8 protein-coding genes are annotated in these 18,010 nt (G+C 51.4%); 4 read left to right on the top strand and 4 right to left on the bottom strand.

The genetic code is table 11. The annotated features are described in order from the left end of the window. A partial coding sequence (locus tag HOK28_16050) for a hypothetical protein (GenBank protein MBT6434612.1) occupies positions 1–2,055 on the bottom strand: 2,055 nt, incomplete at its 3' end. A gap of 100 nt (positions 2,056–2,155) precedes the next feature. Continuing rightward, a complete protein-coding gene (locus HOK28_16055) occupies positions 2,156–3,385 on the bottom strand; it encodes a hypothetical protein (protein MBT6434613.1) in 1,230 nt (409 codons plus the stop codon). Between the two features lie 411 nt (positions 3,386–3,796). On the opposite strand from HOK28_16055, the gene HOK28_16060 reads away from it, so the two are divergent. Then, positions 3,797–5,590 carry a hypothetical protein gene (locus HOK28_16060; GenBank protein ID MBT6434614.1) on the top strand — a complete coding sequence of 598 codons (1,794 nt, stop codon included), beginning with the start codon at positions 3,797–3,799 and terminating at the stop codon, positions 5,588–5,590. A 47-nt stretch (positions 5,591–5,637) separates the two neighbouring features. Here HOK28_16060 and HOK28_16065 read toward each other — a convergent pair whose 3' ends face one another. Both HOK28_16065 and HOK28_16070 read right to left on the bottom strand, forming a co-directional pair. Further along, the gene (locus HOK28_16065; GenBank protein ID MBT6434615.1) at positions 5,638–13,617 is read right to left on the bottom strand and encodes a hypothetical protein; all 7,980 of its coding nucleotides are present in this window, start codon (positions 13,615–13,617) and stop codon (positions 5,638–5,640) included. 85 nt (positions 13,618–13,702) lie between these two features. Beyond that, positions 13,703–14,653 (bottom strand): calcium/sodium antiporter, encoded by a 951-nt coding sequence (locus HOK28_16070; protein MBT6434616.1) that lies wholly within the window; start codon positions 14,651–14,653, stop codon positions 13,703–13,705. Between the two features lie 107 nt (positions 14,654–14,760). On the opposite strand from HOK28_16070, the gene nadB reads away from it, so the two are divergent. Genes nadB through HOK28_16085 form a run of 3 tightly spaced genes read left to right on the top strand, consistent with a single transcriptional unit; the run spans position 14,761 to position 17,857 of the window. After that, positions 14,761–16,371, top strand: a complete 1,611-nt coding sequence (gene nadB / locus HOK28_16075) for an L-aspartate oxidase (protein ID MBT6434617.1) — start codon at positions 14,761–14,763, stop codon at positions 16,369–16,371. Between the two features lie 50 nt (positions 16,372–16,421). After that, the gene (locus HOK28_16080; protein MBT6434618.1) at positions 16,422–16,988 is read left to right on the top strand and encodes a lytic transglycosylase domain-containing protein; all 567 of its coding nucleotides are present in this window, start codon (positions 16,422–16,424) and stop codon (positions 16,986–16,988) included. Between the two features lie 2 nt (positions 16,989–16,990). Beyond that, positions 16,991–17,857, top strand: a complete 867-nt coding sequence (locus HOK28_16085; protein ID MBT6434619.1) for a hypothetical protein — start codon at positions 16,991–16,993, stop codon at positions 17,855–17,857. Positions 17,858–18,010 lie beyond the last annotated feature (153 nt).

Here is an 18,010-nt window from a genome sequence, read left to right on the forward strand (position 1 = left end):
CGGACCGTTATCTTCAGTACCAACGACATCATCTAATACCGTAACGTTTCGATAACGCGGCCAGCGAAACCATCCCCAGCCCGCCCAACCATCGAAAACGCGCTCGGTATGGCTGTTCTGCTCCATCCGTTTTTCTTGTAAGGAAGTGATGGTGGTTTCCGACTCTACACTGGCTTTCACACCAACCGTTAGATTACCTTCAAGTCCCACCTGGACCGGACCGATCGCGCCGGAACCTTTAAGTGAACCACCGTTTCTGCCCGTAGCAACCATCCAATCTTCGTGACCCGTTGAAAATCTTCCGAAGTTGCCGCTTGAGCGAATCTCCACTCCCTCATCACGGGTGACATGAAATTCAGCCGCAGGGTCAACATTAACCATACCCATAGGAATTTCAGGGAAATCAATCTCCACTTTCATGACCGAGTTAAAATCCATCAGACTGCCGCTTGCCGGAATGCTTGGGTCTTTCAAATTGTAAACAAGTTCACTGCCAGTTCCTCCGGTATGAATCTCTCGGTCGCCTAATAAAAGCGTCGTCTGGTTGCCCAGGGTGACCTCGCGATTCTCATCATCGGCGCTCACTACCCAGCTGGTAACAGAGCTACCGATATCATCGGTAACCTCTGTGGTAGCCGCATGGATTGCTCGGTTCATATCCACTTGATTGTCTGTTCCTAAGCGCTTCATACCGCAGTACACACGCTCTGCTTTATCGGCTACCGGTTCCACCTTGAACTCCAGGATATAAGTTTCACCTGTTTCGCCGCCCATCGTACCGGCGATGAGTTTCATTTGTCCTGGATTGTCTCCACTGAAATTGCTCTCTGCAAAAAATGTATGGGGAGGATTTGCAACAACATCTCGTAAATTCACAGTACCTTCCAAAATCCGGCTATCACTCGCAGATGGGTTTAGAGGAAGCGTGCTCGTCATGGTTTCATCTGCTGTTCGAGCCATCGCAAAAGAAGCGCTGGGGTTGGTGCTGTAAAGCTTATAACTCAGCTGCCAATCTCTAGCGTGCTCAGACTCTGTAATACTGGCCACTGCAAACCCAAAGGATGGACTGGTTGAAATACCAGTGTATTCCGTACCTGGAATGGCAATCGTATTGCGCTCGATGCAATCACAAATAGGTGTGTTAAACGAATGAAGCGGCGCACCAAGGTAAGTGTGCACATATTTGTACTTCTGATGGCACCATCGCTGGGGCCAGTGGGCCTGATACTGGCTTGCCTGATCCCAAGCTGAACCAGAAACGCAGCTATTAAAACCATTGTTTCGAAGTTTGGAATTGACCGGATACCGAAAGACCCGGTTCGACTGCTTTACAGTCACAAAAGCTGAACCTGCGCTTGCGGCAGCATCAAATGCAGGATTGATACCTTCCGCTGAAATTTCAGGTGACGCTGTATTCTCAGCATATCCTTCGGCTAAACCCACAACACCATCAAGTTCGTTGTGTGCACCGATAGCGAGTGCCAGGAGTCCATCTTCACCATGGTCGGTAGAGCCTGTATCGTACCCAAAATGCTTGCGCAACGAGCGCTGCTCAAGCAAATCAACATCCCCGAGATAACCGGGGCTTGTAATCCACTTATTGGAAGCAGCCATTTGCTCTTCAGTGATGCTGTTGTAACTGCCATCAGCGCGCGCGGCATTTATAAACTGTGTAAATTCAAAACCAGAGCCCTCTCTCGTCGGCACACCTGCGAAGAATTCCTCTTCAACCAGTGGAGTCTTCAGCGACTCATAAACAGCAGTGGTAATGCCATTCATGGTTGAACGCTTGCTCTCATGGTCATCTTCACTGAATATTTTTCGGACTTCAGCTTCTACGTTACCTGCACGGTAACAGGTTTGAACTTGTGGATTTGCGTTATCCAGATTGCGTTCTTTTAAATTCTCATCAACGGCATCGTGAACACGCCAATCGATTAAGTGAAGCATATCAGAGGTTGATTCATAGTAGTCTTCTAACGGTATAGCTACGGCAGAAGACGCAAGGGTGGTGCATAACGCTCCAGCAAGGAGCGCGAGGGGGAGGGATTTCATAAGTTTCTCCAGTGTGAACCAGGCCCAATAAGGGCGCGGTCTATGTGTGTGTTTTAATTTTTAAAAAGTTCAATTCAGAAAGAATTGCGTTTGTTCTATTTTATTCCAAAGTAATGGATACGGGTGTGGTGTATTCAGCCTGGTCAGTGCCCTGACCCAAACGGCCCCAAGTACCATTGCCCCAGCCATAAAGTTCACCGTCGATGGTTCGCCCATAAAAGCTGGCAAAGCCACCGGTTAGGTCGGTGAAAAATCCATCAAATACCACCGGTGCTATGACAGTCGTGTGGAGCAGATCTGCATCGGATATACCTCTACCAAGGGATCCGGCTAGGTTACCGCCCCAACACTCCACGGTGCCATCTTGGCCCAAGCCGCAAAATGTGCCGGCGACCACCGCAATCTTTTTCCAATTATCGTTGCTGACAATCTTGCGTGTACCCAAAAGCTCAGAGACCGGCGGGGTGCCAAGAAGTTGGCCCACGCTGTTGGAACCCCAACAATAAAGCTCACTCTCTGTCGTCAAGGCGCATCCATTATCAGCATAAACATTCATCGAACGGATTTTTTTATCTGCGAGAACCGCTGCTGGCTCATGGCTTGAACGTCCTTCAAATTCGCCTTCTTCATTGACAACCGCGGCGTTGGAACCCCAACACCAAAGGCTCTGGTCTTCTTTCACGCCGCAGGCACTGAAAACACCCAGACTAACATCCATCCAGGTTGTATCGGTGCCTACTTGAACCGGTTCATCTTCCGCTCCTGTGGCTCCGCCATTACCAACCTGACCAAAACGATTGTCGCCCCAACACCAAAGCGTACCACTTTCTTTAATGGCACATGCGCCGTGGTTGCTGCCGGATCCTCTCACCATTCGCCAATCGGCATCCTCACCAATTTGCAATGGCTTCCAATCTTCTCGCCGGTCACTGGATTTGTCGATGCCGCGCTGCCCATAATTATTTCTGCCCCAAGACCAAAGCGTACCATCGTTTTTAATAGCAAAGGTTGCGCCGCCGGTTGCGCCAACAAATTTAAATTTTTCGCCAGGCAACACTTGAATGGGTGTAAGCTGCTTCACATCGTTTCGCTCGCCATTGCCGGTGACCTCACCCGAGTAATCATCACCAAAGCACCAAAGGCTTTGCTGCGCATCGATCACACAGGTGTGTGAGGTTGAAGTGGCCACCACTTCAGATGTGGTCAACTGATAGCTTTCAGGATTGTAGTCGCTCACCGCTGCCCCATCGCCGCCGCAGCCACTCATGGCTAAAAGCGCAGTGCCTACAATAGAAGAACGCATCCACTTTGATAAATTCGTTTGTTTCATTTTGAAAATCTCCAAATTACTTTGTCGTCATGTCCTTCATCATCACCTCAATCATCTGTAGGTCATGTGGGTACATGTGTTGCGTGCCTTTCAAAGCAATCGGTGTGCCAAAAATAATTACCGAATGATTTCAGCGAACTTCTTCCTAAAGAGTTCATAAAACGCAGGGTAAAAGTCGTCAATTTCGTCAGTTTCGACAGGTTAAGTCTTTTCGTCACTTTCGTCACTTTGACGAAGAACGACGAAGATTTCGTTCACTCAAGTATCAGTCACCGCCCAGACAAGACGAAAAAAGTCAATAATCCCGTAGCATTACAAGCTTGGGCAAGCCAAACAAATTATTGGCACGTGGATTGCTCTTAAGGGTGCAAACAAACTTGAGCCAGCCTTCGCGCGGCACGGAGAAAGACAATGAACAACTCGCCCCGAACACATAACCTCCCCGCTTTTCTTATGGGGCTCTTACTCATGTTTCTTGCACTGCCGAATGCTGCATTGGCTATGGGGCAGATGTCAATCTGGGATTCAATGAGGGCAGACGCTCAAGAAACCGGCGGTGATCAGTTGGATTTGTTGCCTGAAACATCAGTTACCTGTGAAGGCTTCGGTCATTATATCAACAGCACCAATCTCGAAGAAAAAATCGAGGAACTCAAAGACTGTAATATCTTCACAGGCAAGATTAAAATCAAGGGTACGAACCTTATAGATTTAACGGATTTCAGCAGTCTTCAAGAAATTCAAAACGGGTTGTATATTGAAAACAATCCCTCACTTACGAGTCTTAATGGATTGGAGAATCTCCATTCAGTCGGAAACACTGGGTGTTGTATGGATGGGATTCACATCAAGAACAACTCTTCTCTCACAGATATCCAGGCACTCTCGGGCCTTCGCCGGATCAAGAGTCATTTAATCATTTGGGACAACCCAGGAATCACAACCCTTGCTGCGCTTTCTGGGATGACAGAGCTCTGGGGAATCAGTGTTAGTAACACAGGCATCACCAATCTTGATGGTCTACAAAATATTGAAGTAGATGAACGGAGTTTCAGATTAAATATCGGGCGCAACCAGCAACTAACAAGCTTGGACGGTTTCGCTCCAATCGAAAACCTGAATGATCTACATATTCATGACAACAGTGTATTAACAGACCTAAGTGCTCTTAATGCCACAACCTCGGCCACATCAATCTATATCAAGAATAACGAATCACTGGAGTACCTTCCAGCCTGGGAAAACTTAAGCCGCGTTGGCTTTATTACAATTAAAGATAACCCGGAGCTTAAAAGCCTTGAAGGGCTGGAGCACATCACCGACCTTTGGGGTGATATCGATGCTATCAACCGCAACGCTAAGGGCCACTCTATTAAGATTATAAATAACGACTCTCTTACATCGCTTGAGCCACTCTCTAACCTCAACTTGATTGCGTTCAATGCTTCAGACCTTGAGTTAGACGGCTTGGATACAGAAAGTCTGGATAATGCTCATACACTCCGGATCGAAGACAATGATTCCCTTGCTCGATGTGAAATAGAAGCCTTCATTCGAGGAGCTTATTCGTATTCGGAAGAATGGAATCCAATGACTTTTCATCAAGAGCAATCGAGCATCGAGGTAGCCAGCGTTTCATGCAGCCGGGTCTGTGAAGGAGACTATCTATTAAGTTCAGATTCTCTTGAGGATGGTACTAACGATATTTTTACTTGTGGCATCATTACAGGTGACCTCACTATCCGTGACTTCAACGGTGCTGATCTACAGAGCATTGATGGGATCTCAGCAGTTCATGGTGGTTTAACCATTGAAGATTCATCTCTTGAAGTCTTAACTGGACTTGAGCATCTGAGAACCGTGGCAGGTATTCTCAGACTGGATAACCTTCCCTATTTGGACAATCTGGAAGCGCTCACTGAGCTTGAAGAACTAGGAAGTCTCTATATCCTATCAGACGTAACAAGTTTAACATCCGTAACATCAATTCACGGGATTCATTTTAGCTTGAATAGCGTTTCTCGGGTTTTTGCACCTAACGTAGATATGTGTGAATGGTTCTCTGTGTTGGATAGTGCCACAGGAAACCATTGGGGCGACTCCATGTGGGACGGACGGTGGCATCCTGCTGGTCACTCTTTCGGTCAACATGAGTGGAGTTGGTCTGATATGGTTCGAGACCAGTTTCGCTGTTTCACCCTATAGATAGCAATAGTGACGGAACGCCAGACCATGTGTTGGTGGACTAACCCTTACCCTCCCAGTGGTACGCAAACCCCGGTCAGTGGATCACACTCAAAGTTCGGCGGGCAACCACCGCAATTGAAATCAGGAATACAAAGTCCGGACAGTGGGTCGCAGATAAACCCGGCCGGGCAGTCGCCGCCGCAGGTGGCATCTAAAACACATTGACCGCAGGTGGGTGAGATACATGTGTTGCTACTGGCATCCACCACACAGCCACTGGCGGCCTCACAAGGGCCTCCGGTGGCCAATGCGGCGCACGCACTGCCATCGTCAAATGCCTGCCCTGCTGGGCAACCATCAGTCGGTGCATCGGTGACGCACACACAATTACCGCAACTGTTTGAATTAATATCCGCATCACAGGTTGAACCTACCGGACATGTGGAACCGCCGCAGGTCTGGTCGCAAATGCAATCGCCCGTGAGTGGGTCACACACGCTGCCCACCGCACAATCTGGGCACTGAGGCTCACAAAGACCGGTCACTGGGTTGCAAGCTTCCCCTTCAGGACAACCACCGCAAGTTGGGTCGACGACACACTGGCCGCAGAAAATACTCAAGCATTCACCAAGGCCTGATTCCCAGACACAGGAATCAGATGCGCCTGAACAGCTCATCTCATCAAGGCCTGAGCAGCCCGCATTACTATCGCAGACAAGTCCTGTAGGACAGTCGCCCCCACAGGTGGTGTCGCAGACACATTCGCCGCAACTTGCGGAGTCGGCATTCGAATCGCAATAAAGTCCCGGCGCACAACTGAGACCGCAGGTCGTGTCGCACGCGCAGCTAAATGTGAGTGGGTCATAACTTTCGGTCGGTCCGCATTCACACGCCACACTGTCAGCCTCGCAGAGTCCCGTATTGGGATTACAAGTAGAGCACTGCTCGGCCACACACGTGTTGTTCCAATCCGCCCAGCGACATCCCATCATGCCGGAGCACGCATTCTCACTTGCACCATCGCTGCAATCGAGGTTGCAGTTGCCCTCAACCCCACACGTTGGATCTACGCGGCATAAACCGCAAGTGTCAGATCCCGCATCGGCATCACACACGGTACCCGTTGGGCAATCTCCGCCGCAGGTGGTGTCACACAAACATTGGCCACAGGTTTCTGAGTTTGCATCAGGATCACAGGTGGTTCCGGTTGGGCACCCGCCGCCACAGGTATTATCGCAAACACATATGCCTGCCGCAGGGTCGCATACGAAGCCTGACGGACAACTGCCACACTGAGGAGGTGCACAGAAACCACAACCAGCGGAGGCTGGGTCACTGTCACATTCAAGTCCCGCTTCACAGCCGCCGCCGCACGTTGTGTCGCAGCTGCACTGACCGCAGGAATCTGAGTTGGTGTCGGATTCACAGGCCTGGCCAGCAGGGCAGCCGCCGCCGCAGGACGAGTCACACAAACACTGTCCACAATTCGCTGAATCCAAGTCAACATCGCAAACTTGACCAGCACCGCAGCCATCACCGCACCCTAAGTCGCAAATACAAAGCCCTGTTTCTGCATCGCAGACTTCACCCTCATCGCAGCCGCCGCCGCAAGTTGGGTCTGGTTCACAACGGCCATTGAACACACACTCGCCGCCATTGGCACTGTTCCAAGTGCAACCCGGCGCTAAATCACAACTGCTTTCATTCCCCGCACTGCTGCAACTGTCGTTGATTCCAACCAAACCGCACGCAAGGCCGGGCTCACAGCTACAAGCTGGGCCATTGGTTTCCGGGCAAGGGCACTCTGCATTGCCTTCTGGTGGTTGCTCTAAGTCGACCCAGTACCTGTAGGAAACCGTAATATCTCCGCTCTGGGTAGGACGACCGTCACCATAGAATACCAAGGCATTGGTAATGGCATCGTAATCAAACCCGTTATCTCTTGAGCGAGGTAAGACTTCCATGTGCGTACCACTGGAACAAGTTGGGTATTGCGCCGGCACGTCGCACACTTCTGCCACCACCTTAATCGTAGCCGGAATGGGCTGTACGTTATTGCCATCGATTAAGCCTTCCAAACGATAAGGGGACGATTTAGCAATGGAACCGATAACGATGGATTCTATTGTGGGATAGAGGTCATCGGCACAGATACTTCCCCAACCACCACCAGTAGCCTCGGCGACATCAATATAGCCCTGCCCGGCTTCGGCGATGGTAGATGCAGTTAAACAACCCCCATTCGAAATATCCGCCATCTGCGCCGGATCCGCCTTATCTCCGACAATGGCATAAACGGTAAAGCCACGGTTCTGGTAGTATGAGACAAAGGAATCTGTACGCGAGTATCTCATGTCCGCATCGTAATTCGTTATTCCCAGTCCATAAGCACTGAACCAGTCACAAATTCCATTGCCTGCTCGATAATTAAAACTGTTAACACCGTCTCTTAGAGAGCAGGTCTCTTCATCGGAGAGCACCACCATGACCCGTGCCGCATCATTTCTGAATGCATAATTCGTCTGCGGGGAACAACGGTTCTCGAAACTGTCCCATTGACAATAATTTGTGCCATCCAAGGTACCGCCTTGCGATTCACAATCCGATTGGCTCGTTGCAGAACATATGACACCAGGATCTGATGGAGTCACCACACAACGATTTTCCGACCAGGCACAACGAGGTGCTAAAGTTAGGCAGTCACTTTGAGTATCAGTCATCCAGCACGCATACCCGAGAGAGGATTCACAAGTATTGGATTCAGAACTCCACTCACACTCAACTCGGTCACCCACAACAATTCGGTCCACACATACGTTATTATAATAGCTAGAACAGCGCGCATCTGATTCGCAGCCGGCCGGATTGTTTCTCATAGCGGTGCAATGCTTCGACAAACACAAATCAAAACTACTTTCCTGATTCCACTCGCAACGCGGATCCGACTCACAGATCGATTGGCCTTGCATAGTGAACGCCTTACAGTAACGCCCGGGGTGGTCGGTGCACTCACCAGCAACATAAGAACAGTTTAGGTCTGAATCACAGGCTGACGCGTTACCGTAGCTATTACAAGCCGACGAGTTACAGGTGAAACCGTTCCAGGTACACGAGGAAGCATCGTTGCAGTCAGCCTGATTTAACCGAACACATTCCGGAATAGCATCACAACCGATGGATGTTGTAGCCGCGCCACAACGTGATTCCACACAAGTGCCTTCAAGCATCATACAGCCTGGAGATGATTGACAATCATCAACCGTCAAATCGACACATGATGCCACAGGAATTGCTCCGGCGCGATATCCTGCCCATTGGCCGCTTAAGAGTCCGTACTCGAATGGCACCGATGTATAGGCACCGGGCAACCGGGATTCAAAATAGCAAGCAGGGTCATAGCTGCCAGAGCAAAAACTTGAACGGTCCGTTAAAGATGCCCCTGCTTGTCCCGCCACAGCTCCCGTAAAACCGCCTCGCAAAAATCCGTTCAACGCAACGTAACCGGCATTACCTGCACTATCAGTTATAAATGTAGACTCGTCACCAGATGGATTGTCAAAACGAGACTGTGGTGGCCAATCAGGGTCTTGTAGCTGACTCGTTGTTTGGGCCACCCGATAATCAGCCTCCGTATTACCCAGCAGGTCAAAGAAGAGTTGGGAAGACGCCTCAACCTGCCCGATGGCATCACCCATGCTTCCCGAGTTATCGACCACCCAGAGAACATCAAGCTCTCCGTTGGCCTGCACATCCGACTGACAGAGCGCCGCTACATCATCACCGAATTGAGCCAGGGCACCGCCACCGGCAATGTTTTGCATATGAAAAATGGGCAATTGATAATCAGAATCTTCGATGCAGCTGCTACCGCTTTGAATACAGCCATCTCGTGAAGAGCAATTGGATTGTTCACTGCAGCGGGTTCGGTAGCTGTAAGAATCGTCATCATCAACGCCGGTTCCTGTAGGTGTCAGCGCCCCAACTAAAACCACTGCACCGGTGGTACCATTGTCGTAGCGATAGCGGGTCTCCATGAGCAGCGTAAAGTCGCGACTCGTTGGGCCGCCGCTGATTGAAGAAAATGCATCCAGTTCCGTTCCCAGCGCCTCTACCAACCGGTCACGCAGTTTGCGCACGCTTACATTACTACCCGTTTGAATCCGATAACGAGACACGACCACGCCGTAGCCATCAAAGCTTGTGAAGTTTCTATTGATCACCAGCTCTACGCTGGAAACATTGGTTGCTGTTTCTAAAAGACCTGCGTCCACCGCACTTTGGGTAAGCGCTTTTTCGATCAGCTCGCGGCTTGGATCGGCAATCACCGTATCCATAGCTTCTTGCGACGGCACTTTGTTCAAAAGGAATCCCCCAACGGCGTAAGAGCCGCGGGTTGAGTCGGTGCCATGAAACTTCACGCCGGCCGGTTCGCCGCCGCGGCTTAGGGTCTGCGAGGTATTAAAGTTTTCATCAAGCGTTAATGAGTAATCTCCAAACCGAAGGCTGAATACGTTCACAGGCTTTAGGTTCTCATCGGAACAAACCTGCGCAATGCCATCGGTACTATCTAAGATACCGTCGCGATCGGTGTCATTATGCACCCGTGAGGTTTCTGCCAGTAAACACTTCGCATCCGGGCAGCCTGGGTTGTAGTCATAATAGAAATTACTACAAGAAGGCACTGAGCGTGGGTCTAAGACTGAATCACCGTTGCCATCAATTTGGCAATTCACAATACCGTCGCCGTTCACGTCCTCTTCATCATCGCTCACACCATCATCGTCGCTGTCGGTATCGCGGTAGTCAGGAGTGCCATCTTCATCATGGTCCACGCCGCTTGCATCCAATGTTGAAGCGTCGGCTGGGTTTTCGCGCGCTTCGACCGCATCGAGAATACCGTCGTCATCACTGTCGGTATCTAAATAGTCTGCCTTACCGTCTGCATCACTGTCTAAAAGCGTATCTTGGGTAACGGGGGCTTCGTTTACGCAAATACCGCCATTATCGCTGGCTTCACATCTATCCAAAACGCCATCGTTATCGCTGTCGGCATCGCGGTAATCAGGCTCACCGTCACCATCGGTGTCTTGGGGAGAAGCTAAAACTAAACCCGCCTCGAGACCATCTGGAATATAATCGTTGTCAGAATCGGCGTCGCGATAATCTGCCAATGCATCGCCGTCTTGGAATGCCACAGGCGGTGTCGACAAATCCAGATCGCCGGCTTCCGCTGAATCCGGGATACCATCGTTATCAGAATCACGGTCGATGTAATCGGGAGAACCGTCGCCATCACTGTCGACTAAGCTCGATGCGTACTCGTCACTATCACTGATACTGTCGCAGTCTGCATCACCCGCGCAAGCAAGTGCACAACTGCCATCGATGCAGTCAAAGCCGCTCGGACACCATCCGTCTCGAGCTGAATCAGAGCATGGGTCTTCACACGAACCCTCCACGCAAATCTTGCCGGCGTTTACGCCTGAGCAGGTTCCATAAGGAAATGAATCCGAACATGGCGTGCCCAGGCAAGAGCCTAACGTGTTACACAAACCTTGCGCCTGATAGATTTCGTTGCAGCAAATCTCACCGGCCTCGCATCGTCCATTGGGGTTGTCTATGCCGCAATCAGCCAGTGTGCAGCTGCCAAGAGCACAACCATTCGATGCCGCCAAGTCCTCGTCGCAGCAGAGCTGACTCGGTGGGCACTGCCCGTTGAGTACGTTTTCGCTGCAAGGAGGCAAAATACATACGCCGCCTATACAGATTTCATTTTCTTCGGGGCATGAGCCGCCGATGTATTCGCTGCTGCAAGCGGGAACAATACAGCTTGGTATTCCTAAAGACGCGTCGCAAATCTGCCCACCATCACACGGACCGGTTGGGAAATACTCACTGCATACGTAATCGCGGCACACGCCTTCCAAGCAGATTCGTCCTGCATCATTTCCGCTGCAAGAACCGGTCGGCGCCTCGGCTGAGCATGCTCCTGGGACACAAGCACCAGCCATACAAGTGTAACCTGCCGCGCAAACGCCGCTTGGGTAAGCTGTTGAGCACGGTTGGTCGATGCACACACCGCCAACGCAAATCTCACCGGCGCCGCATGCACCACCAGGGTAAGTTGAACTGCAAGCGGGCGTAATACAGCTGCCATCTTGGCAGAGAGTTCCCACCGGACAAGGGGCATTCGGAAATGCATCACTGCAAATGTATTGCTGACAGCTGCCCTCGATACATCTCAAGCTACCTTCGCAATAGCCCTGGGGCGCATCGTTACTACAAGCTGCTTGAACACAGACGCCCGCATCACATGCGAGGTTTGGACCACAGCTGCCTTGTGGGTAGGTCAAACTACATGGCGGCGTGGAGCATTCTCCCCCAGCGCATACAAGACCCGTGGGACAAGCACCGCCTGGAAACTCTGCCGAGCAATCTGGCACGAAACATTCACCCACATCGCAGCCCTGAGAGTTACTCAGTCCGTTGTCACAACATGTGCTTCCAAGCGCGCAGCTCCCGTTTTGGTTCTCTACAGAACAGGGCGGCGTAATGCATTGGTCAAGGGAGAAGTCACAGATGTCTGGAGCGCAATATGCGACAGGGTCATCAGCCAACGCGCAGCCTGTCCGACTGCATTGACCAAACCTGCAAGTTTCGCCCTCTACGCTGCATGTTCCCGTAGGGTAAAAAGGGCTACACGGCGCAAGCTCACAGCTGCCTTCAACGCAATACTGTTCTGCCGGGCAAGCACCGTAGGGATCCGTTTCGGAGCAAGGTGGTGCGGTACAGGTTCCCGTTGCACAACCAAGGCTCGTCGTCAGAGATTCATCACAGCATGTTGCCGCAAGAAAGTTATCGCAGCCTACTTCTGGGTGGCAAATGCTCACGGTTTCATCGCAAGCACCTTGAAGGTTATCGAGCGAGCAAGGTCCAGGAACGCAAACCCCCGCGTCACACTCAAAGCCTTCTTCGCAGGCACCGAAAGGAACTTCGGCGGAACATGGCAGAAGCTCGCAAGCACCATCAACACATGCAAAGCCATCAATGCACGAGCCGTCTGGGTACTCCGGAGAACAGCTTGGTTCTACGCAAACGCCGCTTTCGCAAATAAGTGTCGAATCTTCACAAAACCCGTTTGGGTGAATCGGCTCACAGGGATAAGGCAGACAAGAGCCCTCGCCATCGCAAAATGAACCCGGGGCACATAAATAGCCGCCGCTTTCGCAGGCCTCGGCCACGCACATCCCATTTTGGCAAATCGAGCCTCCGGGGCACAAGCCATCGGGATTATCCAAAGAGCAGCCACTCGAGGAATCAATGGCAATACAATACCCTTGAACACAAGCCGCAGCGGGCCCGCAAAGACCCGAGGTTCTATCGAACGCGCAGACATTGGCGGTGGTGATATCGGTGCATGTTCCAGCCACACAGATATTACCCGAAGGGCAACGACCATTGAGGGCTTGAGCGGAACAGGCATCCGGCGCGATGGGTCCAACGCATTCACCACGAACACAGGTTTCCCAAGCGGGGCACGTGCCATCTTGAATCACATCACTGCAGCTGCCGCTGTCTTGGAAACAAGCTCCCCCGGTGCATCGGTAGCCCGGTGGGCAACTTCCCGTGAGGTTGAGTTCAGAACAGGCAATCGAATCATCATCAAAGCAATACCCGCGTACACAGCTTTGTCCTCCAGGACATGTGCCTTCTGGGGTGGAGGGTGAGCAAGCGGTGGATTCTTCAATGCTCTCGCAATTACCGCTCACACACGCATCGTCTCCGGCACACAAACCGTTGGTTTCCAGGCTGCAGGGTCCGGGGCCAGTTGATTGCGTGTAGCAAGCTCCGGCAGCACACTCGAGTGCATCAGGGCATGCAGCTTCTCGATCTAAGGGAGTACAAGACACCTCAACAACATCTGTTGGGTCGCTGGCATCTGCGCCGTCTGCGGCGGTACCAGGCGGTAAAACAATCTCGCCTCTGCAACCGAGGCCAAAAGATAGAAAACCGAGCAGGAGAAAAATGCTGATGCGTGCGAGCACGACGACCTCAATTCTTTATTAATCCGGGAACTTGAGACTAACAGAGAGGCGTAAATGCGGCCAATCTTAATGGCACGAGAGAATCTTAGAAAAGTGATATGCCGGCCAGATCGATCCACCAGCGAAGGCCCGCAACGCAAACCAATAAGACGCCCTCGCCTCGGCTAATTTTCCAGCCAGAACGAAGACATAGCGTGACGAGAATCACCCCGCCGAGGAGCAACCAAACGCTGCCCACACCGGCGTCATTGACCGCCAGGGGCCGAATCACAGAGGCTGTGCCCAAGACACCCAGGATGTTGTAGAGATCGCTGCCGATCAGAGCCCCGGCCGAAATCCCGTGGCGGCCCTTAAGAACTGCGCTCAGGCACGTGACGAGCTCCGGAGTTGAAGTACCGGCCGCAACAATCGTAATTCCTATGGCCCACTCGCTCATGCCCATGAAGCGGGCAAAATCTGAAGCTCCAGTGACCAAGAAGTGTGAGCCAACAAGAATCAGCACCAAACCGCCGCCAAGCCAAAGCCCATCTTTCCAACTGCTCTCGGTCCCATCATCCTCGATGTCCACGTCTGAATCGCGCTGTTTGAACAAGAGAGCCAAATACCCAGCGAAAACCAGGAGCATAATCGCACCATCGGTTCGGTCTAAGGTGTTGTCTTGTATAAGGAAAACGAGAAGCGCCGAAATACCAACCAGGAAAAATCCGTCGCGATAGACCATCTTCGGGCTGGCTTCAAGGGCGCGGATAGCCGCACAACCTCCAAGAATGAAACCAAGATTAAAGATGTTTGAACCCACGATATTCGAGACGGAGATATCGGTTTGCCCGCTCAAAGCGGCACCCACAGAGACGGCAAACTCAGGTGCACTGGTTCCCATGCCGACCAAAGTCAGACCAATCACCAGTTCAGAAATATTGAACGAGCGGGCAATTCTTGCAGCTGACTCTACAAAAAAGTCAGCGCCTTTCCATAGCATCACTATGGAAACGAGAATCATCCCGAGATTCAAGAGTTGGCTCAGTACATCATCCATCTTGGAGCCACCATGCTGGCACCTGCATAAAAGGTCAAGCATTCGTACCGAATCACTGGCCTGATCCCTTGAGGGCATGGTTAGGATCAGGTAGGCGGTTAATTGTTATGGCAATGCAAACAGATTTTCTCGTAATTGGCAGCGGCCTGGCCGGACTTAACGCGGCCCTCCATCTCGCTGAACATGGGCGCGTCATGATGCTCTGTAAACGTGGTCCGAGCGAGAGCAACACGGCTTACGCCCAAGGTGGCCTGGCCAGTGTCATGGATGAGCACGATAGCTTCGAGGCCCATGTCGAAGACACCCTGAAAGCTGGAGGTGGTCTTTGTAACCGGCAAGTCGTGGAGGCCATTGTTGAAGCGGGCCCAAGCGCAGTCGAGAGGCTCGTGTCTCGTGGCGTGCGCTTCGATGCTCAGAACGGAAGTTTTGATCTGACCCGAGAAGGTGGGCACTCAAGCCGCCGTATTTTGCACGCTCAAGATATCACGGGGCGGGAAATTGACCGGGCGATGCGCAAAGCCATTGCGGGAAACCCGAATATTACCTTGCTTCAAGATCACGTGGCGGTCGACCTCATTACCCCGAGTGCCCTTAAAGAGCCCAGATGTTTGGGAGCTTACATCCTCGATTCCAACACAGGTTCCATGCTCACGGTTGAAGCGAAAGCAACGCTTTTAGCCACCGGCGGTGCTGGTAAAGCCTATCTCTATACTTCGAACCCTGATGTTAGCACCGGTGACGGCGTTGCCATGGCCTTTCGCGCTGGGGCAACCATCTCCAATATGGAATTTTTTCAATTCCACCCCACCTGCCTCTACCACCCTGAGGCCAAATCATTTTTGATAAGTGAGGCATTGCGCGGTGAAGGCGGTATTTTAAAACGCGACGATGGCACTGCCTTTATGGCCGGTGTGCACCCCATGGCCGACCTAGCACCTAGAGATATTGTGGCGCGGGCCATCGACCGCGAAATGAAGCGCACTGGAGACGACCATGTTGGCCTGGATATGACCAGCCACAACCCTGCATTCGTCGCCAGCCGATTTCCCAATATTCACACAGCGTGTCTTGCCCTGGGCATCGACATGACTCGACAACCCATTCCCGTGGTTCCCGCAGCGCACTATATGTGCGGCGGCGTGGCTTCTACTCCCAGAGGCAAAACCGATATTCAAGGTCTATGGGTCGCGGGCGAATCTGCCTCCACCGGACTGCATGGAGCCAACCGGCTCGCTTCCAACTCTTTACTCGAAGCATCCGTAGTATCCGAATGGGCTGCAGAAGATATGGCCGGTTATGCAAAGGCCACGGACTTCACTGGGAATGTTCATGAGTGGGACGTGGGTCAAGCGATTCACCCCGACGAACAAGTCGTGGTTTCCCATAACTGGGATGAGCTGCGCAGACTCATGTGGAACTATGTTGGTATTGTGCGAAGTGACAAACGCCTGGAACGTGCACGCAAACGCGTCGCTTTACTTCAGGAAGAAATTCATGAGTACTATTGGAATTTCCACCTCACCATCGATTTGATTGAACTGCGTAACCTAGCCACAGTGTCTCAGCTTATCATCGGCTGTGCTCTGCGAAGACGTGAAAGCCGCGGGCTTCATTTTAGTATCGATACGCCTGACATTCTGGATACTCCGTTCAACAACACGGTCAAGCAAACCGATCGCAACACCTGGGCGTGGGATAAGGTACCGGTGCCTCAATGAAGACGTGGTCGTTGCCAGCCCTTCTTGTATTTTCCCTCTTATTCCTAGCCATGCCGCTGCAGGCCGAAATGTACAGTTACACTGCAGCAGATGGTTCCGTGGTCTTCACCAACATTCCACCCAAGCACTTAAAAAAAGTGGCAGCAAAGAAAAAGAACACCTTCGATTGGACGGACAAACTCGGCGTTTTAAGAAAAGTTCATCGTGTTGATATTACGACCTACGACAACCTTATTTTAGAAGCCGCCAAGTACTACACGCTACCGCCTGCGCTTATCAAAGCTATGGTTGCCGTCGAATCGAGCTTTGAACCATCGGCTGTGAGCCCGGCTGGAGCACAAGGGTTGATGCAATTGATGCCGCCCACCGCCAAAGCCATGATGGTCCACGATTCCTTTGATCCCCGCGCCAACGTGTTTGGCGGAACCCGCTACCTTCGCCTCTTAACCAATGATTTTAAGGGTGACATTCAAAAAACCGTGGCCGCTTACAATGCCGGCCCCGGCGCAGTGAAAAGAAATAACGGGATTCCCAATTACCCAGAAACCCAAAAGTATGTGAAACGGGTGCTCAAGCTCTACCGGCATTACCTCAAACATTGGCCAGCCGGGAAGTGATGATGACAGATCTTAAAGGAGATATGGCAACCCTTGCTGGCAATATGGCGGCGCTTCAAGAGATGGAGCGGTTGCGCGTTTTGTTGGAGCAAGCCGGCGTAGAAATCATATTGCTCAAGGGAGCGGCCTTTCTGGATACGCTTTATCCCGATCTAAGTGAACGGAGAATGTGTGATATTGATTTCTTAATTCGCCAGCAAGACAAAGTGACCACCTGGAAATTAATTGAGGCTGATGGTTATCAACGGAGCATCAAGCCAGGGCGTCAAAAATCGAACACCATGCGGACACAAGCTACCTATACTAGAGACCAAGGTCGTTTTCAGTTGGATATACATTGGGAATTGGGACATCACGGACGGCATAAAATAGATTATTCGCAACTCTTTAACCGCGCCCAAGTAAGAGAATCTCCAAACCGCAAAGTCGTCACCCTTTCCACTGAAGACGCTATTTTATTCAGCGCAATTCATGCAGCCAAAGATCTCTTCCGCGAGGACCCCAGGCGCAGCGTCGACCTAAATCTGATCATCCAACATTGGAAGCCCTGCTGGCGAACGGTCATTGACCGTGCATGGCGATGGAACTCACACTTTGAGCTGCTTGCCCTTTTGAAATTGGAAAATCGACACAATGAACTGGTTCCAGCCCATGTCATGGAGAATTTGCCAGCATCACCCATGCGAACAGTATTCCTCGATAAAACACTGGAGCTACGGGACTGGACTCCCAAATACCCCATTGAAAACGGACTCAAACAAATTTTGTTTGCCGCGGCCACCCTTCCTCCAAGTGCTGCCTTCACTGCTCTACAACGAGGTGCCACGCACCTCGTTTCTGATTTTTGGTCCCGAACAGTTTCAAGGTAAAGACCTAAAAGTCCTGAAAAAACAGTAATAAAGCCGCCAATTGTTTCCTTGCTCTAAATATGTAATGACAGGGTCATCGTGTGGAACTTACCAAATATATTAACCATGGGGCGGCTGCTGCTCTTGCCAATTATTTGTTGGCTGATTTATCCA

It is taken from the genome of Deltaproteobacteria bacterium (assembly GCA_018668695.1).
Classification (GTDB): domain Bacteria; phylum Myxococcota; class XYA12-FULL-58-9; order XYA12-FULL-58-9; family JABJBS01; genus JABJBS01.